Genomic DNA, 22758 nt, shown 5'->3' with positions numbered 1-22758 from the left:
GAAGGCCGGGCAGCGCCCGGCCTTCCACCCGGCTGTGTCAGCCAGCCGAATCGGGAACTACGAGCATCCCGACCGACCCGCACGTTTGACTGGCGGTCACGAACGCGCCACCCTCGACAACGTAAACCAATGCCGCGACGCCTGACTGCGGGTCGGCGCTGGCCGTTGTCGGCACTCCCTTGACACAGGCGAAAAGGTGGTCCGGGGCGTCCTCGTCAAAAATCGAGGGCCACATCCGCCGGCACGCGGCCACGTGGCTCTCGCCCTGGCCTCGTGGCACTTCGGCCATATGCTCCAGCCCTGCGGAGGCGCACATGAACGCCTCGGCAGACTTCGGTAGCGTCGACGGTGGAGCGGTTGGCGCCCCGTAGTCGGCTATGGCCACGGCCCCTGCGCCCACTGCCCCGAAGGTTGCCAGGAGTGTCAACCCGACGATCCGCCTCCTGCGCGTCGTTCGACGGCGTTTTGAATGGTCGGGGGCGCTCTCGTCGTTGGCGACAATGCGCTGAAGGATCGTTTCGCCTTGCGGGCTGGCCGCAAAGCGCGTCTCCCTGCTCGGCATTGCCCGTGTGATCATCTCCTTGAGCTCGCGGTCGTTCATTTCGGCTCCTTCAGCAGGTGGGGCATGGCCCGAAGCAAGCGTGGCGCGCGACCTACATCGTGCCGGTCGAGTGCGTCCCTCAACCGCCGTCTGGCGCGATGCAGGCGGACGCCGAAAGCTGTTGTCGAGCACCCAGCTGCCGTAGCCGCTTCAGAAACGCTGAGGTCGAGCCAATAGCGCAGCAGAAGCGCCTCGCGTTCCTTTTCTGACAGTCGTTCCAACGCCGCCATGACACGACGCCGCTCAACGGTCGATTCGCCGTGATCATCAGCGTCGGCAACACCGGCGGCCAGCAGACGTTGTCGGAAGATACCCGCGCCGGCGTTACGGCGACGGCGCGCCAACACCACGCGTCGTGCCACCCCGAACAGCCACGGCCGTTCCTCGCCACGGCGAACCGTCGACAGCTTCTGCCAGGCGACGGTGAAGACCTCGGACACGGCGTCCTCGGCGTCCTCCGTTTCGAGTCGCAAGGCGGCGTACGCGTAGATGTCATCGCCATGCTGACGGAACAGATCAGTTAACCGCTGACGATCAGCGTCAGTTCCTCGATGGTCCGGCACAGGCCCCTCCATAGGATGCTCTGCCGATACTTGTCAGCCAGCCGCACCTTCGTTACATGCACCCGCGTGGTCTCGCCACATCGGCCACATCGGGGGCCCTCCGTGTGGCAGGTAGACCGGTTCCGCGGCGCGGTAGCCGTGCCGCACGTACAGCCGGCTGTTCCGTTCATTGGTTGCCTCGAGAAAGGCCGGCGTCCCGGACGCGTCGAGCACCCGGTGGTAGGCGTCCAGCAGCGCGGTGCCCAACCCGGTTCCTTGGCGGCTCGGTTGGACGCCGAGGAAGGCCAGGTGGTGGTGTGGTTCGGTTGGGTGGCGCTCGGCGGTGACCTTCAGCTTCAGCAGAAACCGATCAAAATAGTCGCCGGCGGCTTCAGCGAGGCGGGCGTCGTGGTCCGGATCGTCGACGGCCGGACCCATCATCGGGTACCACACAGCGACGGCGGCGCGGTCTGCGGTGGTGTGTATGACGCCGTGTCGGAGTGCGTGATCGACGATCGTGGCGAAGCACCGCTCATAGACCGCGCGACGGGCCGCGATATCTGGGATCAACCAGTCCCCGACCGCGCTCACCAGGAACGATTCGACAAGGGTCGCGCTGACCGCTGACGCGTCCGCTCGAGAGGCGAGCCGGATCGCGGCCGAGTCTGTCGCAGCCTCGGACAACGAAGGTCCTTCCTGCTAGATGACAGCGTGGTGACGCGACGGCTCCGGCGGCTTGGGGGAGCCCGGTGGCTCTTCAACGCCAAGCCCTATTCGGGCATAGATGTCTGCATGCCAGCGTCGCACGATGAACGCCCAGACCAGTCCACCGAGCATGGCGATGCCGTACGCGATGGGGAATCCCCACACCCACTGTGAACTCGCCGGCGCTAACAGCGACCCGAAGTGGATGATCGTGTCGATCGTCAGGCCGCCCAGGAAGAGGCTGGCGGCGACGGGTGCGATCAGGCGGTGCCAGATCGACTCGCCGCGCGGGTCGCGGCTGAAGAATCCGATGACGGAAACGGATGTGGCAGCCATCAGGATGAGCACGCCAAGACCGCCCGTCGTCGTGAGGAGCGCGAACATGTTCTCCATCGGGTGCCAGCCGGCCACGGCGTAGGTCCCGATGACGCCGAGAGCCAGGATGCTCTGCGCGAGCGACCCGACTTTCGGCGCGCCCGTGCGTCGGACGACGCGGCCGAACGCCGCAGGCAGCACTCGCTCTCTACCCAACGCGTAGCTGTAGCGGGCCACGGTGTGGTGGAAGACCAGCAAGGCGGCGAAGAGGCTGGTCAGGAACAGGAGTTTGCCGAGGTCGACCAGGGACTGTCCGACGTACGGAAGCACCAGGTTGAACATCAGGTCGGGCCCTTCGCTCTTGGCGCGAGCGACGAGGTGCTCGGGACCGGTGGCCACCGAGAGCGCCCACGCTGAGAGCCCGTAGAGCAGGCCGATGACGGCGATCGCGATGTAGGTCGCCCGCGCGACGGTCCGCCGTGGATCCCGCGCCTCCTCGGAGAAAACGACCGTCGCCTCGAACCCGACGAATCCTGCGACGGAAACGACCATTACGGCGGCGATGTCGGGAGTTAGCAGCTGGTCTGGTTGTAGCGTGTCGAACCGCAACGCTCCGCCGGCCGGATGGGTGATCATGGCCGCGTCGTAGATCAGCACGATAAGCACCTCGGCCGCCAGCATGGTCGCGAGCACCCGGCCGTTGAGGCTGACATCCAGCAGCCCGAGAATCGCGACGATCGCCCAACCCACCAACGCGCAGGGCCACCACGCCACCGTCACCCCGAAGGCGCCGAGCACCAGAGAGCCGACATATCCGAACGCCCCGTACAGGCCCACCTGCATGGCGTTGTACGCGACGAGGGCCACCGCCGCGGCGCTGACCCCGAACGTCCGGCCGAGGCCATGAGAGACGTAGGAGTAGAAGGCACCCGCGTTGACGACGTGCCGGCTCATGGCCACGTAGCCCACGGCGAACACCGCGAGCCCTATCGCCACCACGAGATACCCGACCGGCACAGCCGTGATCTCCGTGACCGCGACCGCGGTGACAGCCGCTCCCGCGATGACCGTCAACGGCGCCGCCGCCGCGACGACGAAAAACACAACCGAGGCGACACCTAGCCGCCGACGTGCCAGACGGTCGGCGACAAAGCTCGACGGGGGGTGCGCAGGCGGCAAGTGTCTCTCCGATGTGTGAGGAGCAGGCCACAACCTACATGCGGCGCCCGCAGACCTCGGCACCGATGAGCGCCCGCGCCGTGCTGTCCGCGCTGTGCTGCCCGCGCTGTGCTGCCCACGTACCCGGGGCGGGGACCCCTCGGGGGGAGAGGGGTCCCCGCTGACCGGGCATGGCGCCCATCAGCGACGTTCGCGGGACGGAGCTGTCAGCTACGTCAGGCCGGACGCCGATGGCATCCATGTCTATGAGTTGACAGCAGGAGCATAGAGTCCCGCGCCCATCGGCTGTCAACTATCAATTCCGCGCTTTCCCGCACGGTGCGGCCGCGACAGCACTGACGGCACTGCAAGGCGTTGTGCGCCCACCAGCCGCCCGTCCCCGTTTGCTGCCGCGCCTGCACCGTGCCACCGACCTGCGGAGACGCTGTCAACTAGGGTGAACCAGTGTGCGTCCACGCCAAGGGTCGGCGCGTTGACACCGCAAGAATACGGTCTGACTCGCCATGGATGTCAACCGGATGTCCCAGGTAGACTGTTCAGGGATCCTGGCGGCGGTTGACAGCTGCCCGAGCCGCTAGATGCGCCGGGCCAAGACGTCGGCGCCGAGAATGGTCTGCGTCTCCGCCAGCAGCAGTTGCAGCGGTGACGCTGTCCGCTGGAGGACACCAGCCAAGTGCTCGCGAACGGGCCGCTCGGCTCCCGCGAGCAGGACGCTGTCAAGCTCAGCAACGTGGATGAGCCCGGCGAGGGCGGCTTCAAGTGGAGCTAATTGGGCCCCTGTTCGCAAAAGCAGCGACAGCCGCCCCCAAGACGACGCGACAATGCCGGGTTCGGTAGGGCGCCAGACGGTCATCGTGCGGAAGACACTGCGGGCGACCATCGGCGCGATGATTCCGTCGCCGTGCAAGCGTTGGATCACGTCTTCCAGCGCCGTCTCGGACAGATACTCGAGCCAGGTGCGCACTGTGTGTGTTTCTTGCGCGATGGCCTGCGCAACCTCCCTGATCAGCGGATCCCGCGGGGCGGGACCATCAGCCGCGATCAGCTCCTTACCCTCGATGCGGGCAAGGTTGAGGAAGAGAACCTCCATCAGGAGTCCTGCCGCCAGCGTCACGGCTGTCGCTCGGGGCCGCAGCCGGGCTCGTCCGGTTTCCGCGTCGTGGGCCAATAGGTAGAAGACTCCCGCGAGAGGGACGTCGTCCATCGGCGCCCTCGACACCTCGCGCCGACGACCTGCGCGGTAGCGGGCAAGTCTTGGCCCGGCCGACATGCCCTCGCCGGCATAGACCCGGGACACCAGGGCAAGCGACTGAGCGCCGGCATCCGAGCCAACCACCAGGACGCCGCCATCGCCGCCGTTTCGGCTCACGATCGTGGACGCGTCAGCGGAGACGGCGGTCATGCGACCGATCGCCGCAGCCAGGCTGGCTGCCTGTCCGATAGCTCGCGCGTGGTCGACCTGGGCCCCGCGGAGCAGCGCCAGCTTTGTCGCTTCCTCGGCGACATCCCGCTCCACGTAGGGGCTGAGCTCGCGCAAGCCGTCGTGGATCTCGATAACCCGCCGGTCGAGCTGCAACCGCATGTCGCCGACGGACGGTCGGCGCCGGGGTGGGCTGAGGACCGCGGACTGACTTACCCGGTATATCGCCTTCCACAATGGCTCGAGATCTCGATACAGGCGGTAGTGGCGGGTCCACCCGATGGCGTCGGCCACGTAGGGCCCGAGAGACGGAGCAGCGAGGCCGGCTGTCGTGACGGCGATGCTGAACAGGGCAAGGGCGCGGGAGGCAGAAGGTTCTGACCAAGGAACGTCGAGGCCGGCGACGCTGACAACCACGACCACGAGCTTGTGGAGGCCGAAGAGAACTCCACCGACGACTCCGACGGCCAACAGCCGGATGCCGAGCCGGAGGTGGCGTGCGGGCACGAGATGCGCGTAGCGCATCGACATCCGCAGCACATCGGCCGTGCCAACGGCGCAGAACGCCAGGAACGCGGCCAGGTAGACCAGGAATTCGGGTCGGTGTGCGTATCGCGCCGTGAACGCTTCGGGATCCTCGATATTGAAATGGCCCCACAGGAACGCGCTGCCCATGATGCCGAGCGTCGCGGCGAGCAGGAACCACCGCCTGCGAGTCCGCGCGGGAGCGGTGGCCGGGTCGGCCAGGAACAGGAACATCGTCTGGATGGCTGCGGCAGCAACGAGGGCGAGGGCATGGGCCAGGTATCGGGTGAGGTTCGGGACCCCTGCGGCCTGATCGATCGCCTGATAGATGGGCCGGAAGCCGATCACGATCGCGGTCATCAGGCAAACAAGCGTGAGACACATGGCCCGTAGTGCGGGGTTTCCGGGGTCGCGGTAGAGGTGGCTGCTCTTGTGTGCCAGAACGACGAAGATGAAGGCGGCGACCAGGAGGCCCTCGATACCGCTCATCGCCTCCATCGCCGATCGCCGGCGAGCGCCGAGCTGAAGCGATCGATCACCGCGGCATGCTCGGCATCCCCGTCGCGCGGCCGGGGCACGGGCGACCACCGCGCCGCGAACGACTTGATGACGCTGGCGAAGCCCTCCGCGTCTCGCTCCTCCTCGGTCAGGTAGCGACTCGTGCGCCCGAGGACGCGCTGGACCATCGTCGGGTCGAGGACCTCGAAGCCGAGAGCCGCGGCGTCCAGCTTGATTTGCCCGGTGTGCCCGAGAAGCATGTGGGCGAGTTCGTGCAGGATGATGTGCCCCGCAAGGACGGCGGGTGCTCCTTCGTCCACGACGACGTAATCGGCCTTCTGGGTCGCCAACCACAAGCCACATGACGCGGCCTCTGTGGTGTCCATGCGCAGGATATGAATGGGTCGAGCCCGACGTTCGGCTACGTGCCGGCAGAACTCCCACGGGTCGAACGGCGTAGGGATGGTGACCTCGAGGTCACGCAGAAGCCGTTCGTGCCGTCGTCTGTGATGACCATCCACCCCAAGACCCACTCTCCCAACCGATCGTCACTATGACGTGACCGGCAGCGAACCGCAAGGTCGTGTGCGTGGCAGCGCGATCACACTGGGAAATCGATCGATCTTAGTGCGGTCGGCCGCGGTCGGTGTCCGTGACCTCGTCGAGTCCCTCGATCCGTCGCACCTCGTCAAGCATGCCCGCCACCAACTGGAGGTATCGCGGAGGCACGCCGCGGGCCTTGAGCACGATGCCTTGGAGGTCGGGGTCGCGCATGGCGTCGTCCATCATCTCGTCGAGACGCTCGCGGACCTCGATGGCTTCGCGAAGCCTGTTCAGCTCGCCGGTGACCTTGTCGGTCTCGCCTCCACCCAGCAGGTATTCAGGCGGGACGCCGAAAAAGCTGGCGAGTGCCCTGACCTGGACGACCCCGGGGTTGCGGCGTTCGCCGCTCTCGATCTGCTGGATGTATTGCCCTGAGATCTCGACGCCGTGCTCGGTCTTGATCGCTTCGGCGACCTGCCTGAACGAGTAGCGGGCCTTGCCCGGCGGGCGCACCGTCTCGAACAGGAACTTGAGTCGCTCCTGCAAGGTGAGCAGGGCGGGAAGCCCCTCCCGGTCAGCCATCGACACCCCTCCAGCTTCCGTCTGTCAACTTTCCTACCCGCTCCCCGAAGAGCCTAGCCCACATCTGGTTGACAGACCTCGGGCGAAGTCCGCATGGCTTGTCCTTCGCGCGCGAGCGACGTCAGCGTTTGAATGAGATGGTGAATGTCGGCCTCGGTGTGCGCCGCTGTGGTCTGAATGCGTATTCCCGACTCGGCGCGTGGCACGAGCGGGTAGGCCGCGACCGTTGCGTAGATGCCTGCGTCCCAGAGCTTTCGCGAGACCGCACCGATCTCTTGGTCGTGACCCAGGGGTATTTCGATGATCGGGGTGCCGCTGCGGTTCGGTGTCGTGACGCCGAGGGATCGCAGGTGGTCCAACACCTTCGCGGTCAGCCGATGAAGGGTGCGGCGGATCTCGTCGCCCCGCCTCTTGTTGAGGTCGAATCCTGCTAGGACGGTCGCAAGCGAGGCCGTTGGCGATGGCCCGGAATAGAGGTAGGGCGCCGCATCGATCTTGAGGCGCTGCTTGAGCTCCGTTGGCAGTGCGATGAACGCCAGCAAGGACGAGTAGGACTTGGAGAAACCTCCGACGAGGATGACGTCGTCGTACGAGATGCCCTGATGAGCCAGGATCGCGTTGCCTCGCTCGCCGTATGGGGAGGTCTCACCCGGCCCGCGTTGACCGATGACACCGAAGCCGTGTGCGTCGTCGACGTAGAGGTTCGCTTCGTGTCGGCGGGCGATCGCGACGTAGGTCGCGAGGTTGGGCAGGTTGCCGGTCATGCTGTTGACGCCGTCGATGCAGATCAGCTTCGGACCGGAACGGGTGTTCGCGGCGAGGTGGTCGGCGAGCGTGTCCAGGTCGTCGTCGCGGAAGCGGACGAGGTCGGCGCCGAGGCCGCGGGCGAAGCGGGCACCATCGTAGATCGTTTTGTGGGCCCGGCCCTCGACGTAGACGGTGCCTTCCTGGACGAGTGCGGGGATCACCGACAGGTGGATGTGGGTGATGGTGGGCAGGACGAGCGTGTCCGGTGCGCCCAGGAGCTCGGTGAGCTGGTCCTCGATGTCGACGTAGAGTCGCGGGCTGCCGAGCAACCGGGACCATCCTGGATGCGTGCCCCACCTGCGCACCTGGTCGTCGATCGCCGCCATGATCTCGGGTTCGAGGTCGAAGCCGAGGTAGTTGCAGGACGCGAAGTCGGTCAACCAGTGATCGCCGATCCTGATCCGTCGGCCGTCGACCTCGTCGATGACGGCGTCGACCATCGGCGAGGTCTCCAGGAGCGTGGCGAGCTGGTTGTCCCTGGTGGGCTCGAGGTTTCTGGTCATGCGGGGATCCAGTCTCGCTGTAGCCAACGTGTGGCGCTGTCGGAGTCAAGGGGAGGGGAGAAGAGGTAGCCCTGGCCGTAGCGGCAACCCACCTTCGCGAGAACGTCGCGCTCCGCGGGTTGTTCGATTCCCTCGGCCACAACGGCCAGGTCCAGGGTGGTGGCCAGCCGGACGATGCCGTCGACGAGAGCGCGTTGCTTGTCACTGTGTGGTGTGTTGCCGATGAACGACCGCTCGATCTTCAGGATGTCGGCGGGCACTTGGCGTAGGTAGCTCAACGAGGAGTAGCCGGTTCCGAAGTCGTCGATGGCAACGCGTACGCCCGCCTCCCGCAATGTTCTGAGGTCGGACCACCCGTTGCCCTGGTCGGTCAGGAGCAGGCTCTCGGTGATCTCGATGACGAGCCGGTCGGGCGCGAGACCGTGCCGGCGCAGCGAGGTCAGCACGGTGTCGACAAATCCTGGTTGGCGGAGCTGGCGGGCGGAGACGTTGACGCCGACGTATGGCGGTGTCGCCGACGCCTTCGCCCAGGAGGCCGCCTCGGCGATGGCACGGTTGAGGATCCACTCGCCGAGCGGCACGATCAGGCCGGATTCCTCGGCGACGTCGATGAATTCGGCCGGCGCGATTGTGCCGCGGCTCGGATGATGCCACCGGACCAGTGCTTCGAACCCTGCGGTGACGCCGGTTTTCAGATCGATGACCGGCTGGTATTCGAGCAGAAAGGCACCGGTTCGCAAGGCCTCGTCCAGGTCGACCCGGATCTGCATACGACGCAGCAGCGCGGCGTGCGTGGCCTCTTCGTACCGTTTCCACTGGTTCTTGCCGTTGGCTTTCGCAAGGTAAAGGGCCATGTCGGACTGCCGCAGAAGGTCGGCGCCGTCAGTGGCGTCGGCGGTCGTGGCGATACCGATGCTGACGTTGCTGTGCACCAGGCCGTGCTCGAGAAGGAACGGTTCGTTCAGCAGCGCGACGATGCGGTCAGCCAGCTCCTCGACAGCGGTGACGGGCGTCGTCTGGACGAGGACGGCGAACTCGTCGCCGCCGAGACGTGCGGGCAGTGCGGCGGTGCCGACCGCCTCGCGGAGGCGTTGGCTGACGGCACGCAACAGCTCGTCGCCCGTGGAGTGGCCCAGAGTGTCGTTGACGACTTTGAAGTCGTCGACGTCGACGAACAGGATTGCCACGACGGCCTCCGCCGTGCGGTCCTGCTGGAGCGCCTCGTCGACGCGGGCCTGGAACAGGACCCGGTTGGCCAGGCCCGTGAGCTCGTCGTGGTAGGCCAGCCGGGTCAGCTCAGCCTGCATGCGCAGATGGCTGGTCACGTCTCGCAACGTGACGACCAGGCCGTCGACCGTCGGCTCGTGGCGCAGATCTCGAACAGAGGCCTCGAGGTGTACGCACTCGCCGTCGGGTCGCTCGACCGTCCACTGCCCAGGAAGAACTCCGACGGAACCCGGCTGGGGGCGCGCGGAGATGAGCTCGTCGAGGTTGCGCCCGCTCAGATCCGCGGGCCCGAACACGGTTGACGCGGATGGACTCGCATAACGGACGTTCAGGTCGACGTCGACAATCAGGATGACGTCTGAAGCGTTCTGCACCAGCGTCCGGAAGTAGGCCTCGGTGCTCTTGCGGTTGACCTCTTCGTTGAGCGTGATGCGGTCGAGCGCTGAGGCCGCGTTGGCCGCGAGGAGTGGCAAGGCGTCGTGGAGTGCGATGAGGTGTTGGCTTTCCGCCGCGACCAGAAGACTCCCGTGATCGCGGGAGCTCGTCGAGCCGGCGACCACCAGCGGGGCACACGCGATCGTGTTGAAGTCGTCGAGCCCGGGAAGGCCGGTCTCGGGTAGGTCGGCCCGAGCGATCAGCCTGACGTCTGAGCCCGCGACGGCCAGGCCGCTGCGAGCCTTCTGGCGGAGGACCACGTGGGCGGTTCCGGGTGGCAGCAACCCGGCGAAGGCGGCGCGCATCGTGGATTCGATGTCCGCGGCGGTGGTCGCGGTGACGAGATCGGTCGCGGCCCGCCGCAGAGTGCGTTCGCGGGTGACTGCGGCTCGGTGCACGTTCATCGCGCCGTAGAGACGGGCGATGACGAGCAGAAACATCGCCGCCGCGACGACGGCCGCGACGATGACATCGTCGGTCGCACCGCGGCGGACCTGCACAACGATCGCCACCGGCGCGATCAACGTCGACAGGCCCAGAACGAGAAGGCGTCCCGGGCGAAGCGCAGCCGGTGGGATCGGCCTGGGCGCGGTCAGCTGCCGCATGGACGGATGCAGCGCCGCCAGAGCCACACACGCGTAGAAGGCCACCCATCCAAGATCGACGGGTCCACCGATCTGCCACGATCCGCGGGTCTGAGCCAGTCCATACAGCACGTCAGCGATGAGGAGACCGAATCCGCCAACCCCGAGTAGCACGACTGCCGGCGACCAGCGGACGGCCGCGACCAACCGGGCCGTCACGGCCAACAGCAGAACGTCACAGATCGGATACGCCGCGGAGATCCCCCGGTCCAGCAGCGGAGCATCAGCGCCCACCTGCGGCTGAATCAACAGAATCCAGAAGAGAAGGCCTGCACTCGCGGTGAAGACCAACGCATCCAGAACGCTGGCGCGGTCACGGCTGGGCGCACCGGTCCGCGTCAACGTCACGAGCGCCGCGATCAACAGCGGAACGAAAACGCCGAGATAGATGGCATCCGCCACCGACGGGAACGGCTCCACGTAGCCAAGGACGCGGGTGAGCACGTTGTAGGCAGTGTCACCGAGCGTGAACGCGACGACAGCGCCGGCCAAGAGCAGCCAGGGCGCTCTGGCGCGTGGCCGGTTGGCAACGACACCAGCGGCGATGCCGGCAGCGCTGGTCAGGCCGATGGCGGCCCAGGTCACGAGATGCGCGTCCGGGAAGCCGTAGAACAACGCCGTGAAGACCGCCATGAGGCAGGCGAGGGCGATTCCTCGTCGTCGCACGCCCACCAGACCTCCTCGCCGGCCTCGCGTTACCGCCAGCGTCCACGGCAGATCAACATCAAGCTTGCACGATGGCTATCCGCCAACCAATCATGATCATGAAAGTTTTTTCAGATTTGCCTGAGGCGCATGAATCGAGGAGGACCCATGAGCCTGGAGATCGTATCGATCGCCGAGCGACCCGACCTAGCCTCCAGCTTGGACAACTTCCCGGACTGCTGGCCGGAATACATGGCCCATCAGCGGCTTTCCCACCTGTTCTACGACCACATAGCTCCGGCCCACCCCGCGTTCTGTCTCGTCGCGGTCGACCAGGCCAACTCGGACAGGCTGCTGGCCAAGGCCTACGCCGTTCCGTTGTCGTGGCCCGCCGGTCCCGATTGGACGCCGCCCGCTGACGGCCACGACGCGGTGATCCTGCAAGCCGCGGCTGACCTTTTCGACCGTCGGCCCGCCACCATCGCGGCCGCGATCGAGATCACCGTTCAGACGCACGCCCGCCGGCGGGGCCTGTCCGCCCTCATGCTCGAAGCGCTACGACAGAGAGTCGCCGCCCGCGGACTGCCTGTGCTGCTCGCCCCGGTCCGCCCGACCGAAGCCAGCTCCCACGGTGACGTCGCGATGAGCGACTACGCGTGGCGTACCCGCGACGACGGCCTGCCGGTCGACCCGTGGTTACGCGTCCACGCCCGAGCGGGCGGCCGCCTCGTCGCCGTGGCGCCTTCGTCTATGACCGTCACTGGCACCATCGCCGAGTGGCGCTCGTGGACTGGCTTGCCGTTCGACCGCCCAGGCCCGGTCGCGGTCCCCGACACGCTCGTCGCGGTCCAGGCTGACCTGACCCACGACAGGGCCGTCTACGTGGAACCCAACATCTGGGTCCGCCACACCCTCGGCCGGAGCTAGCCGGCTCGACGCGCCGAAAGCAACACCATCCCGGTGTAACCCCAGTCCGGCAGACCGGGATCCGCCGGTATCCGCGACACCTCGAGCTCGATGACGTGCGGGCTGAACACGTCGGCCACGGTCGCGGAGTCGACAGGATGTCCGGGCCACTCCTGGCCACCGGCGATCCGGTAGCGGGCCATGTTCTCCATGAACGAGGCCACCAGGACACCGCCGGGCCTGACGGCCGAAATGAACGCCTCGCAGAACTGGCGGAACTCCGCGGCGCTCTCGGTGACACTTTCCGCGACGAAATTCATCGATGCCAACCCGTATTTCCCCGCGCCGACGTCGAGCACGCCACCACGGACCACCCGGATCCGCGCCAGCACCGTCTCCATTGAGGACGGAAGCTGCGGGTTCGCCTCGCGGCAATGCGCGAAGAACTCGGCCCAGTGGGCATCAGGCCCATCCTGGAGCTGACGCCGGAGGTACGCGAGATTCGCGGCGCTCGGCTCGAAGGCGTCCACCGCTCGGCACGCCGCACCGGTCAGCATCAGCGGATACAGGTTGGGGCCGGCACCGATCTCCACGCCACGGTCGATGCTTCCAGGAGCGAGACCTGCCAGAGCCGCGGAGTGATGGGCGATCACCGCGCGGTCGGCCGCATGGAGCTCGGCGTAGTTCTCCTGGAGGTATTCCTCGACCGGCCACGCGTCCCAATCGACGTCCGCGTTCCGCGCCACTCGACTTTGGCCCATCATGCGACGACCGTAGCGGGGGTGGTCGGCCGACACCCACGGGGGAAGACGTCGGTCCGTGTCATACGACGAGTCAGGACGTCGGCTCCTACCAGCGTCTTGCCGGGTGGCCGCACGGTCTCGACAAGGAGCACTCAGTCGCTGCTGCATCGTGAGCGGGGAGGAAACTCGCCGCGATCAGCCATCGAAGGTCATCCCAGCTCATGCTGTCAACTTCTCGACCGGCCACCCACCGCAGAGTTGCCCACCATGTGGTTGACAGGCAGTGGGATCGGGCACCATGCTTCGCCTGTCAACTCATACACGTGGATGGCACCTCGCCATCCGGTGTCATAGCTGACAGCCGCACCGGCGCCGCTTGTGACCTACAAGCATCAGTGGTCAGGACAGAACGGGGGTTCAGTGGGGATCGTTTGCGCCGGGATCGGTAACGACGTGGGATGAGTCGAAAGGCCGTCTGGAAGCAGTAGGCGCGCTCACCCTCATCCTGTGCGCGGGCCCCCGGGTGTCGTAACCACCCGAGGGACCGCCTGGCCCTCAGTCGCTCGTCTCAGGAGGTTCCGTGAAGGCCGTACGCAGAATACCCTGGCTTCGGATGACCGCAGCATTCGTCACGTCCGCTGTTGCTTTGGTGGTCGCTGCCGCGACATCGACGCCAGCCACAGCCGCACCGTCGACGCCAGCCTCGCCCGCCGCGTCAGCTCTGACGCCGGACCAGGTTCGGGCACAGTTGCTAATGCTGACCCAAGCAGGCGCGACCGACGCACAAATCAAGAAGTCGCTAGGCCTGATTCGAGTCCCCGGCGACTCCGCCCCTGATGTCGCACCGCTTTCCTCGAACACGTCGGCTACCGTGGGTACGCCGTCCATCTATTACGAAACCGCTCGCCAACTGCACTACGCCTCGACCAACTTCCGGTGGACAAACCTCTCGACCATGGGAGACGGGGCCTACGGGGGCGGGAACGTCGGAGGGCGAGACGCCTTTGCAATCCGCTTTAGCCAGGACGTTCAGAACCACGGCGTCGCGGCATCGTTCTGCCCGGGCAACTGGACTGGGGCTACCCCATACCCGACCACAAAGCCGGGCTGTATTGTCGTCTCGCCGGAGGACAACAACAGCGACGGCGCGTCGTTCGCATACCAAGACCGGACGCAGGGTGCCCGCTGCTCGGGTACCGACTACCCGAGTTGCGGAATTTACGTGGGCGCACAGGGAACGCTGGTATTTACGTTCAAGAAGACCGGGACCGGGTGTCTGCAGGTGTTCTCCAAATACGGGCACACCTGGAGCAGCACCACCATCAGTGGTGTTTCCCTCTCCAACAGTGGCATCACGATGAACTTCTCCTCCACCAGCAACAAGTGGGAGATCTCCAGCCCGAACTCGGGCAAGCTGGGTTGCTAAACCGGCGCGGTACCGGCCGCTTCCCGCGGCCGGTACCGGCCACCAAATTCGAAGGACGTTGCGATGAAAAGAAGACCGGCGCTGATCACGATTGCCGCTGTCATGCTTGCTGGCGCGCTCGTCATCACCTACTTCGCAACGAGAGCCGCCCGAGCGGACGTCAAAATCGAGGTGAAGGTCGGAATTAACGTATGTCGCGGTTCTGAATGCGCGACTGTTCCGTTGCCCGCTAGTCAAGTCGTCGCCGAATGGGAGGACGGCAACAGACTCTCGGCGAAAACGGGCTCTGATGGGACGGCGACTTTCGCAGTGCGCACGGCCAACCCTGGAACCATAACCGCGACGTCGCCTCTGCTCAGCGGCACACTGACAAGTCCCATCGCGATCTCGCCCGGTGTCCGCCTGGTGACGATCGAGCTAGTCGACCCACAGAGCGTTCGCCTAGTTCCCCAATAGCGACAGCACCTCGATCGTCGAACTCCGGGGTCGCCGTTCACTGCGCCATCTCGTCGGGGCCTGAACATTGGGGATCAGAAATGGGTCAGGGACGTCCCATGTGGGCCGTCCCTGAAAGTTATTGCTGGTGCGCCGCCAGGGACTCGAACCCCGAACCCGCGGATTAAGAGTCCGCTGCTCTGCCAGTTGAGCTAGCGGCGCTCGATCGGCAACGACACGTACGTTAGCACGCTCCTGGAGGCATCTTCCAACTGGTGGCGAACGACCAGCCGAATGCCTCAAACACTCTCATATACCCCCACGTAGTGGAGGTAGTTGTTGGCCACCTCGGCCACCACCTCCTGCTCGCCGATCTCCTGCGCCAGGTAGGCCTGGAGCGGCTCCTGCCAGATGCTCCGGCCGATCGCGAAACCCAGGAAACCGGCCGGCGCCGCGGCCCGCAGCCAGTGGTCCAGGTCCTCCGGCGGTGCGTCGCGTCCCAGCACCACGCACTGCACGTTGTTGCGGCCGCCCTGGCGGGCCGTCGCCTGCACGCGCTCGGCGTCCGCTGTCGTGTTCATTCCCTCGATCTTCCAGATGGCCGGCTCGACGCCGGCGGCCTGCATCTCGCCGATCACTCGTACCGTCAGCTCGGGTCTTAGGTCGTCGTCATAAGTGGCCGACTCCTGCGCGGGCGTCGCCGGCACGAGCAACTCCAGGAGCAGGTCGCGGCCGGCGTCGGTGAGCACCTGGGAGACCGTGGCCAGGTCGTCCATCTGCCGCCGGCGGTCGCGTACGTCGAACGTCGGGTTGTCGCGCACCAGGATCTTGACGTAGCGGGGATCGAACGCCTCGACGTGTTCCATCCAGATGCCTTCGCCCAGGGTGCCGTACTCCAGGGTGAACCATTCCTGTCCTGATTTTTCGATCGGCATCGCCAGCGTGACGCCCGCGGCCTTGGCCTGGCGGGCGACGTGCTCGCCATACCGCTCGTCGACCAGAACGGCGGCACTCGAACGCGCGGCACCACCATCCGACAGAGCGAACAGCAAGCCCTGATAGATCAGTTCCTTGCCGGCGGCGATCTGCTTGTCCTCCGCGGGGTTCGGATCGCCTTTGATCTTGTAGACGGTGGCGGCCAGAGACGCACGGTGGTCCATCGCGAGCAGATAGAGCGGCATGATTCCCCCGGAAATCGGTCAAACTAACCTTCAGCATGCCCAAATAGCCGTTGACCAGGCGTTACTTCGGGGAAATCGTCGCTCGTGCGAGGTTCCGACCGGTTCGCCCCTCAGGGTTGACCATGTGGCGGAGGCGCGGAATGGACAGCATCTGGCACCCTGCCGGATCGAGGTACACAGCGGGTGTGGCTGGGGCACGATGACCCCAAGGTTGCGGAGAAACGGGGACGCTCATGGGCCGATTCGTGACACGTCAAGCAGCCACCCGAAGGATCCTGGCCGCCGTGGCGGCCGGCACTCTCGGGCTCAGCCTCGCCGCGTGCGGTGGCGACGGGAAGGCCGACGCGCCGACCTTCGTCAACGGCAACCAGCAGGCGGCGGCGCCCGGCGCGACACCGAGCCCGACCGCCCCGCCGGTGCCGTTCGAGTTCGCCGTCACGCCCGCTGACAAGAAGAAGGACCTGCCGGTCAGCACCGAGATCGGCACCAGCGTCAAGGGCGGCGACATCACCAGCGTCACGCTGACCGACAAGGCCGGCAAGGCGGTCAAGGGCACGCTGCGCGACGACAAGTCATCCTGGGTGCCGAGCGCGCCGCTGAAATACGACACCAGCTACACCGCGACCGTGGTCGCCACCAGCGCGGCCGGCCAGGTGGAGACGAAGAAGGTGTCGTTCTCCACGCGGGGCAAATCGGGCAACGACATCGGTTCGGGGCTCTACCTGTTCAACGGCAAGACCTACGGCGTCGCCATGCCCGTCGTTCTCGAGTTCAACCCGGGCATCCCGAAGAAGGACCGCGCGGCGGTCCAGCGCCGGCTCTTCGTCACGACCGACCCGCCGCAGCCCGGCGTCTGGTCCTGGGTCGACAGCGGCACGCAGGCCTACTACCGCGCGGCCGACTACTGGCAGGCCGGCACGAAGATCAGCGTCCGGGCGGCGCTGGAGGGCATCCCGCTGTCCAACGGCCGGGTCGGCGACGAAGACCGGAAGGCGAGCGCCAAGATCGGCGACAAGTTCGTCATGAAGGTCGACAACAAGACCAAGAAGATGCTGGTCTACAAGAGCGACAAGCTGATCAAGACCTTCCCGGTCAGCCTCGGCAAGCCGAGCACGCCCTCGTCGAGCGGCACGCTGATCGTGATGGACAAGCAGGAGCACACGGTCTTCGACACGTTCGCCGAGCTCGGCCCGGAAGAGGGCTACCGCACCGACATCGACTTCGCGCAGCGCTTGACCTGGGGCGGCGAATACATCCACTCCGCACCGTGGTCGGTTGGTGACCAAGGGGTGCGCAACGTCTCGCACGGCTGCGTCAACCTCGCGCCGCAGAACGCGAGCTGGCTGTTCGCCCAGACCAAGGTGGGTGACCCGATCACCATCAAGGGAACCGAGCGCAAGCTCGAACCGGGCAACGGGTGGACCGCGTGGAACCAGACGTGGGCCGAATTCATCAAGGGCAGCGCACTGCCGGTCCCGGCGAGTCTCAAGGGCACGCCGGCCGCGAGCGCCACGCCGACACCGACCACCACCGATTAAAGACACCTTCGGGTACGGTTGCTCAGCTCGATCGTTCGTACACTCGTCTGGCGTGTTTCCGCACACGGCACGAAACCGTGACGTGTCCCCAAGCGTCTTTGGGGCACCATAGCTGCGAACCACGGACTTGTGAGGGGATCTCATGCTGAGCAGCCCAGGGCACCGTTCCACCCGCCGGCGTGGCGTTGTGCTGGCGGCTGCCGTAATGGCGGGGTTGCTGTCGGTGACGGCCGCGTGCTCCAAGGGCGGCGGCCCCGCGTGGCAAGACGGCGCGCAGCCCGGCAGCTCCCAGTCGGCGCAGCCCGACACCAAGGCCAAGGCCACGATCACCGGCCCCGCGGCCGACGCGAAAGACGTGCCGGCCTCGGCCTCGATCACGTTCGAGACCACCGACGCCGTCGAGACCGCGGTCGAGCTGAAGTCGTCGGCCGGCGACACCGTCGAGGGCACGCTGGCCGCCGACAAGAAGAGCTGGCTGCCGACCGGTGCCCTCAAGTGGGCCTCGACCTACACGGCGACGGTGAGCGCGACCGGCGACGACGGCAAGACCGCGACCGCCGAGAGCACCTTCACCACGATGGCCAAGCCGGCCAACACGGTCGCGGTGAGCAGCTTCCTGGGCGACAACGCGGTGGTCGGCGTCGGCATGCCGATGATCGTCAAGTTCGGCCGGGCGATCCCCGAGGACTACCGCGACGACGTGCAGAAGCGGATGAAGGTCACCACCGAGCCGGCGCAGGAAGGCACCTGGGCATGGATCAGCCCCACTGAGATCCACTTCCGCCCGAAGGTGTTCTGGCAGGCCAACACCAAGGTCCACTACAAGCTGCAGACCGGCGGCCTCCCGATGGGCAACGGCTGGTTCGGCCGCAACGACCTGACGGTCGACCTGAAGATCGGCCCGTCGCTGGTGATGACTGTCGACAACAAGACCAAGCGGATGACGGTCACCAAAGACGGCAAGGTCATCAAGACCATCAAGGTCAGCCTCGGCAAGAAGACCACCCCGTCGTCCAGCGGCACGATGATCGTGATCGAGAAGAAGCGCAAGACCGTCTTCGACACGTTCGAGGAACTCGGCCCGGAAGACGGCTACCGCACCGACATCGACTTCGCGCAGCGCCTGACCTGGGGCGGCGAGTTCATCCACGCCGCGCCGTGGTCCGAGGGCCAGCAGGGCTCGGTCAACGTCTCACACGGCTGCGTCAACGTCTCGATGAAAGACGGCGAGTGGCTCTTCGGCCAGACCCGCATCGGCGACCCGATCACGGTCAAGGGCACGGAGCGCAAGCTCGAAAACGGCAACGGCTGGACCGACTGGAACATGAGCTTCGCCGACTACGCCAAGATGAGCGCGGTCCCGCTCGCGGATCAATAGCGGTCCCGGGTCCGCGGTGGTGCGGACCGTCGCTCCCGCCGGAGACCGGGTCGGGCCCTAGGGGGCCCGACCCTGCCACGTCCGCGCCTGGTCGCGGTCAAGCCCAGGCCAACACGCTGATGCGCGCAAAGCGCGTAAAACTAAAGCGGCGATGCTACCTTGCTGTTTCGAGATAAAGATCCGGTTGCGTGTGCGGAGGGTCGGATGGCATCGGTTGCTGATCCTTGGATCACCGAGCGGTTCGGGCAGCACGCCGACACCGTGGCGCGGGTCGTCCCGCAGGCGATCGCCGTAGCCGTGGCTCGGCAGATCGAGGCGCACCGGGCGTCGGGTCTGCGCACCCGACACGCCTACGGCGGAGCGTGGCCGGCGCAATACGAGGAACTCGTGAGCGCGTTGGCGCAGCACCCCGGCGTCGAGATTGTCCGACCGCGCGGCTGGGCGGTGCATCTCGTGTTGCTCAACGGCTGCCTGCTCGTGCCCTTCAGGTTCGCCGAGCAGCTCACCACCGGCCTCACCGACCCGCAGGTCACCCGCAAGCTCAACAAGAGTTGCCGGCAGCTGTTGGGCGAGTTCGGCCCTGAAGCCACGATCGAGCAACCGTCGCTGTTCGAAGGACTGTTCCCGCCCTCGACCGAACCCGAAACCGAAGCGGCGCCCAGGCTGCTCGGCGAGTCGGAGCCGGACGCGATCGTGCTCGTCGTGTTCGCGGCCAACGAAGACGCCGGCCTGCTCCGCGTCGGGTTCGCCGAGGCGGCGCTGCCCGACAACGGCGACCTGCAATGGCGACACATCGAGTGGCTGCCCTTGCCGACGGTGCCGGGCACGGTCGGCGTCGGGCGACCGGTCGGCGTCCCCGACCCGCGGCGCTCACCCGGCACCGGCGCGGCCCGATTCGACGACGCGCCGCTGCCCGAGCCGACGCTCGACCCGCGTCCGGCGGGCGACCAACCGGCGCGACGCGTCAACGATGGCCGAGGCTGAGCGACCGCGACTCGCCGTCGTCACCGACGATCGCGGGTCGTGGACGGCGGCGACCGTCGCGCAGCTCTTCGACCCGGCCCGGCTCACCCAGGCCCGGCACCTGGCGGGCAGGACCAAACGCGAGGTCGCCGCGGCCATCGGGGTCACACCGGCTGCCGTCGGGCAATACGAGACCGGCACCAGACCGCGCGCCGAGCTGATCCCACCGCTCGCCGCCTTCCTGGGCGTGCCGATCCAGTTCCTCACCGCCGGCCGGCCGCACGCCAAGCTCGACGCTTCGGCCGCACACTTCCGGCACCTCCGGTCGACCCGGGCCTACCAGCGCGCCAAGGCGGTCTCGCTGGTCGAGCAGCTCTGGGAGCTGACCCACGCGCTCGAGCAACGCGTACGCCTGCCGCAGGTCGACGTTCCCGGCTTCGCCGGCGGCGAGGTCGAACCGGGCGTGGAGCTGCCGGCCTCGCCGGCCGACGCGGCCCGGGCCCTCCGCGAGCACTGGGAGCTCGGCACCGGCCCGATCCCGCACCTCGTCCGCACGCTGGAGCTGCGCGGGATCATCATCGCGCTGGCGCCGCTGGCCGACGGGGATGTCGCGACGGTCGACGCGTTCTCGACGTCGCGGCTGCCGCGGCCGACGATGGTGGTCACCCGCGACCGGGCCGACGACGTCTACTGGCACCGGTTCACCGTCGCCCACGAGCTCGGTCACGTGGTGCTGCACGGTGACACCATCCCCGGCGACACGGCGCAGGAACGCGAGGCCGACGCTTTCGCCGCGGAGTTCCTCACGCCGCGGCTGAGCATCCTGCCGGATCTGCCCGGCCGGTTGAACTTCTCCGTGTTGGCGGAGCTCCAGCACCGGTGGGGTGTGTCGATCAACAGCCTGCTCTACCGCTGCCGGGAGACCGGGCTCTTCTCCGATTCCACCGCCGCCCGCGCCTACCAGCGGTTGCAGCAGCTACGCCAGGAAGGCGCGTTTCCGGCGCAGTCGATTTCCGGGTTCCCGGGCGAGCAACCCGCGTTGCTGGCGCAGGCGTTCGAGGTGGCGGCCCAACACGGTCTGACCTTGCCCGCGCTGGCCGACCAGCTCGCGTGGACCCTGCCCCGGCTGCGCGAGCTGCTGGGCATGTCCGACGACCGCCCCGCGCTCCGGTTGGTCTAGGGCCTGTCGACCAGGGCTCCGCGGACGGAGGGCCAGGAGCGGAGCACGTCAGCCACGTCGTGATCGGCCTCGTCGACGGCCGTCGCGTGGGCCGCCGCCAGGGTGTCGTCGATGACCACCGGCGCGCCGGCGTCGGCCGACTCGACCGCGGCCAGAACCATGGCCAGGCTCAACACATTCCGGTGTACGTCGGTCGCCGGCCGGACGCCGGTGCGCAACGCGTCGACGAAGACGGCCAGGGAGGCGCTGATGCTTTCCGAGAACAGGCTGGCCGGCCCGGGCGGACCGGTGACGACCTCGCCGCCGGAGTCGCACGATGGCGCGTGGTCGCCGTCCCACAGCGCGGTGCCGTTGGCCGCGGTCGCCCGCCACGTGGCGTTCCACGACGTGTCGAAGCCGGTGCCGACCCAGGAAGCCGAATACTGGTAGCGCGGCCCGCCCGCGAACCGGAACGTCGCGTTCGCCGCCGCCGCGCCGTCGAACCAGCTCCACGGCGGGTTGTAGGCGTCGCAGTAGACCTGGACCGGCTCGTCGGCCAGCAGGTAGCGCGCGGTGTCGAAGGCGTGGATCGCCATGTCGAGCAGCAGCGGGTGTGGCATCTTCTCGCGGAAGCCGCCGAACCGCGAGCCGCGATAGAACTCGGTCGACAACGACCCGACCGGGCCCAGCTCCGCGATCTGCGCCCGGAATGCGGACAGGTGCGGGTCGAAGCGGCGCGACTGGCTCACCACGAAGAGGGTGCCGGTCAGCTCCGCCAGCGCGGCCAGGGTCAGCGCTTGCGGCAGCGTCTCGGTCAGCGGCTTCTCGCCGAGCACCGGCAGGCCCAGCCGCAGGGCCGCCGTCGTGACCGCGAAATGCGCGGCTGGCACGGTCGCGTCGATGACGAAGTCGGCGCCGGGCAGCTCCGCCAACGTGCGCGCGGCCGGCGCACCCGCGGCCGCCCGGGTCGCCGCGGCCAGGTCGAGGTCGACCACGCCGGCCAGCGTGACGTCGGGGTGCGCGGCGACGGCCCGCAACCATTCGGTGCCCATCGCGCCGGCGCCGACCACGACGGCTCTCATTCGAACCAACCCGTCGGCGCGTAGGCGATCGGCGTCACCTCGCGCGCCGGCCCCGCCACCCAGACCGCCGCGTTGGCGATCACCCGCCGCACGTCGGGGTGGTGGTAAACCGGATAGTCCTGGTCGCCGGGGCTGAAGTAGAAGATCCGGCCGCGGCCCCGGCGGAACGCGCAGCCGCTGCGGAACACCTCGCCGCCGGTGAAGGAGCTGACGAAGACCAGCTCGTCGGGCGCCGGGATGTCGAAGAACTCGCCATACATCTCCTGCGCCGGGATGACGATCGGGCTCGGCACGCCGGCCGCGACCGGGTGCGTCGGGTCGACGGTCCAGACCAGCTCGCGGTCGTCGCCGTTGCGCCAGCGGAGCGCGCAGCTCGTACCCATGAGGCGTTTGAAGATTTTCGACCAGTGCCCCGAGTGCAACACGACCAGGCCCATGCCCGCGAGCACGCGTTGCTGCACCCGGTCGACCAGCTCGTCGGCGACCTCGTCGTGCGCGATGTGACCCCACCAGGTCAACACGTCGGTCTCGGCGAGCACGGCATCCGGCAGGCCCTGTTCGGGATCGTCCAATGTGGTGCATCGCACGGTGACGGCCGCGCCGGCGTGCTCCCGGATGCCGGCGGCGATGGTGGCGTGCATCCCGTCGGGATAGTGCGCGGCCACGGTGGCGTCGCGTTTCTCGTGCCGGCCCTCGCCCCACACCGTCACGCGGATCGGGCTCGCCACGTCAGCCATCGGCGCTCGCTTCGTCGTCGGGTAGCGGTCACCTGGCAT

19 protein-coding genes and 1 tRNA gene are annotated in these 22758 nt (G+C 67.3%); 6 read left to right on the top strand and 14 right to left on the bottom strand.

Annotated elements, in window-relative coordinates:
• Nucleotides 1-37: 37 nt before the first annotated feature.
• The 9 genes from DFJ67_RS02670 to DFJ67_RS02635 form a co-directional block, all read right to left on the bottom strand.
• Nucleotides 38-601: a hypothetical protein gene (locus tag DFJ67_RS02670; protein WP_116066393.1), complete on the bottom strand. Its 564-nt coding sequence runs from the start codon at nt 599-601 to the stop codon at nt 38-40.
• On the bottom strand, nt 598-1164 hold the full coding sequence (locus tag DFJ67_RS02665; RefSeq protein ID WP_170215724.1) for an RNA polymerase sigma factor: 567 nt from the start codon (nt 1162-1164) through the stop codon (nt 598-600). The genes DFJ67_RS02670 and DFJ67_RS02665 overlap by 4 nt, the downstream gene beginning before the upstream one ends.
• 33 nt (nt 1165-1197) lie before the next feature.
• Nucleotides 1198-1581, bottom strand: coding sequence for a GNAT family N-acetyltransferase (locus tag DFJ67_RS43630; RefSeq protein ID WP_244940457.1), 384 nt, complete (start codon nt 1579-1581; stop codon nt 1198-1200).
• Nucleotides 1582-1842: 261 nt separating this feature from the next.
• Nucleotides 1843-3405 carry an APC family permease gene (locus DFJ67_RS02655; RefSeq protein WP_239097390.1) on the bottom strand — a complete coding sequence of 521 codons (1563 nt, stop codon included), beginning with the start codon at nt 3403-3405 and terminating at the stop codon, nt 1843-1845.
• 511 nt (nt 3406-3916) lie between these two features.
• Nucleotides 3917-5776 (bottom strand): GOLPH3/VPS74 family protein, encoded by a 1860-nt coding sequence (locus DFJ67_RS02650; protein ID WP_170215723.1) that lies wholly within the window; start codon nt 5774-5776, stop codon nt 3917-3919.
• Entirely contained in the window at nt 5773-6171 is a 399-nt protein-coding gene (locus DFJ67_RS42510; protein ID WP_170215722.1) for a hypothetical protein, read from the bottom strand. Before DFJ67_RS42510 ends, DFJ67_RS02650 begins: the two co-directional genes overlap by 4 nt.
• 238 nt (nt 6172-6409) lie before the next feature.
• Entirely contained in the window at nt 6410-6910 is a 501-nt protein-coding gene (locus DFJ67_RS02645; RefSeq protein WP_147315402.1) for a helix-turn-helix domain-containing protein, read from the bottom strand.
• A gap of 53 nt (nt 6911-6963) precedes the next feature.
• The gene (locus DFJ67_RS02640; protein WP_203783954.1) at nt 6964-8220 is read right to left on the bottom strand and encodes an aminotransferase class I/II-fold pyridoxal phosphate-dependent enzyme; all 1257 of its coding nucleotides are present in this window, start codon (nt 8218-8220) and stop codon (nt 6964-6966) included.
• Complete coding sequence (locus tag DFJ67_RS02635) at nt 8217-11192, bottom strand: putative bifunctional diguanylate cyclase/phosphodiesterase (RefSeq protein WP_147315401.1); 2976 nt, start codon at nt 11190-11192, stop codon at nt 8217-8219. The genes DFJ67_RS02640 and DFJ67_RS02635 overlap by 4 nt, the downstream gene beginning before the upstream one ends.
• Before the next feature lie 147 nt (nt 11193-11339).
• Here DFJ67_RS02635 and DFJ67_RS02630 point away from each other — a divergent pair, with 147 nt between their 5' ends.
• Nucleotides 11340-12098 (top strand): N-acetyltransferase, encoded by a 759-nt coding sequence (locus DFJ67_RS02630; protein WP_116066387.1) that lies wholly within the window; start codon nt 11340-11342, stop codon nt 12096-12098.
• On the opposite strand, the gene DFJ67_RS02625 is transcribed toward DFJ67_RS02630, so the two are convergent.
• On the bottom strand, nt 12095-12874 hold the full coding sequence (locus DFJ67_RS02625; RefSeq protein WP_203783953.1) for a class I SAM-dependent methyltransferase: 780 nt from the start codon (nt 12872-12874) through the stop codon (nt 12095-12097). The two genes, DFJ67_RS02630 and DFJ67_RS02625, sit on opposite strands and share 4 nt — an antisense overlap.
• Before the next feature lie 559 nt (nt 12875-13433).
• Here DFJ67_RS02625 and DFJ67_RS42195 point away from each other — a divergent pair.
• On the top strand, nt 13434-14246 hold the full coding sequence (locus DFJ67_RS42195; RefSeq protein ID WP_147315400.1) for a hypothetical protein: 813 nt from the start codon (nt 13434-13436) through the stop codon (nt 14244-14246).
• A gap of 581 nt (nt 14247-14827) precedes the next feature.
• Here the strand turns inward: DFJ67_RS42195 and DFJ67_RS02615 are convergent.
• Together DFJ67_RS02615 and DFJ67_RS02610 are read right to left on the bottom strand one after the other, a co-directional pair.
• Nucleotides 14828-14903, bottom strand: a tRNA-Lys gene (locus tag DFJ67_RS02615).
• Between the two features lie 77 nt (nt 14904-14980).
• A complete protein-coding gene (locus DFJ67_RS02610) occupies nt 14981-15862 on the bottom strand; it encodes a 2-deoxy-5-keto-D-gluconate 6-phosphate aldolase domain-containing protein (RefSeq protein ID WP_116066385.1) in 882 nt (293 codons plus the stop codon).
• A 233-nt stretch (nt 15863-16095) separates the two neighbouring features.
• Between DFJ67_RS02610 and DFJ67_RS02605 the strand changes: the two genes are divergently transcribed.
• The 4 genes from DFJ67_RS02605 (at nt 16096) to DFJ67_RS02590 (ending at nt 20921) form a co-directional block, all read left to right on the top strand.
• Nucleotides 16096-17400, top strand: coding sequence for a L,D-transpeptidase (locus DFJ67_RS02605; RefSeq protein WP_116066384.1), 1305 nt, complete (start codon nt 16096-16098; stop codon nt 17398-17400).
• Between the two features lie 142 nt (nt 17401-17542).
• A complete protein-coding gene (locus tag DFJ67_RS02600) occupies nt 17543-18778 on the top strand; it encodes a L,D-transpeptidase (RefSeq protein WP_116066383.1) in 1236 nt (411 codons plus the stop codon).
• A 204-nt stretch (nt 18779-18982) separates the two neighbouring features.
• Complete coding sequence (locus DFJ67_RS02595; protein WP_116066382.1) at nt 18983-19762, top strand: hypothetical protein; 780 nt, start codon at nt 18983-18985, stop codon at nt 19760-19762.
• Nucleotides 19749-20921: a helix-turn-helix domain-containing protein gene (locus DFJ67_RS02590; protein WP_116066381.1), complete on the top strand. Its 1173-nt coding sequence runs from the start codon at nt 19749-19751 to the stop codon at nt 20919-20921. The genes DFJ67_RS02595 and DFJ67_RS02590 overlap by 14 nt, the downstream gene beginning before the upstream one ends.
• Here DFJ67_RS02590 and DFJ67_RS02585 read toward each other — a convergent pair.
• Nucleotides 20918-21982: a Gfo/Idh/MocA family protein gene (locus tag DFJ67_RS02585; protein ID WP_116066380.1), complete on the bottom strand. Its 1065-nt coding sequence runs from the start codon at nt 21980-21982 to the stop codon at nt 20918-20920. The genes DFJ67_RS02590 and DFJ67_RS02585 overlap by 4 nt on opposite strands.
• On the bottom strand, nt 21979-22719 hold the full coding sequence (locus tag DFJ67_RS02580) for a ThuA domain-containing protein (protein ID WP_116066379.1): 741 nt from the start codon (nt 22717-22719) through the stop codon (nt 21979-21981). The genes DFJ67_RS02585 and DFJ67_RS02580 overlap by 4 nt, the downstream gene beginning before the upstream one ends.
• Nucleotides 22720-22758: the final 39 nt, after the last annotated feature.

The organism is Asanoa ferruginea, assembly GCF_003387075.1.
GTDB classification, from domain to species: domain Bacteria; phylum Actinomycetota; class Actinomycetes; order Mycobacteriales; family Micromonosporaceae; genus Asanoa; species Asanoa ferruginea.
This window is presented reverse-complemented; position numbering and strand designations above follow the sequence as displayed.

Coding starts and splice junctions, on each gene's coding strand:
- DFJ67_RS02670 (WP_116066393.1), bottom strand. CDS start 601: ATGAACGACCGCGAGCTCAAGGAGATGATCACACGGGCAATGCCGAGC.
- DFJ67_RS43630 (WP_244940457.1), bottom strand. CDS start 1,581: ATGGGTCCGGCCGTCGACGATCCGGACCACGACGCCCGCCTCGCTGAA.
- DFJ67_RS02650 (WP_170215723.1), bottom strand. CDS start 5,776: ATGAGCGGTATCGAGGGCCTCCTGGTCGCCGCCTTCATCTTCGTCGTT.
- DFJ67_RS42510 (WP_170215722.1), bottom strand. CDS start 6,171: ATGGACACCACAGAGGCCGCGTCATGTGGCTTGTGGTTGGCGACCCAG.
- DFJ67_RS02645 (WP_147315402.1), bottom strand. CDS start 6,910: ATGGCTGACCGGGAGGGGCTTCCCGCCCTGCTCACCTTGCAGGAGCGA.
- DFJ67_RS02640 (WP_203783954.1), bottom strand. CDS start 8,220: ATGACCAGAAACCTCGAGCCCACCAGGGACAACCAGCTCGCCACGCTC.
- DFJ67_RS02630 (WP_116066387.1), top strand. CDS start 11,340: ATGAGCCTGGAGATCGTATCGATCGCCGAGCGACCCGACCTAGCCTCC.
- DFJ67_RS42195 (WP_147315400.1), top strand. CDS start 13,434: ATGACCGCAGCATTCGTCACGTCCGCTGTTGCTTTGGTGGTCGCTGCC.
- DFJ67_RS02610 (WP_116066385.1), bottom strand. CDS start 15,862: ATGCCGCTCTATCTGCTCGCGATGGACCACCGTGCGTCTCTGGCCGCC.
- DFJ67_RS02605 (WP_116066384.1), top strand. CDS start 16,096: ATGGGCCGATTCGTGACACGTCAAGCAGCCACCCGAAGGATCCTGGCC.
- DFJ67_RS02600 (WP_116066383.1), top strand. CDS start 17,543: ATGCTGAGCAGCCCAGGGCACCGTTCCACCCGCCGGCGTGGCGTTGTG.
- DFJ67_RS02595 (WP_116066382.1), top strand. CDS start 18,983: ATGGCATCGGTTGCTGATCCTTGGATCACCGAGCGGTTCGGGCAGCAC.
- DFJ67_RS02590 (WP_116066381.1), top strand. CDS start 19,749: ATGGCCGAGGCTGAGCGACCGCGACTCGCCGTCGTCACCGACGATCGC.
- DFJ67_RS02585 (WP_116066380.1), bottom strand. CDS start 21,982: ATGAGAGCCGTCGTGGTCGGCGCCGGCGCGATGGGCACCGAATGGTTG.
- DFJ67_RS02580 (WP_116066379.1), bottom strand. CDS start 22,719: ATGGCTGACGTGGCGAGCCCGATCCGCGTGACGGTGTGGGGCGAGGGC.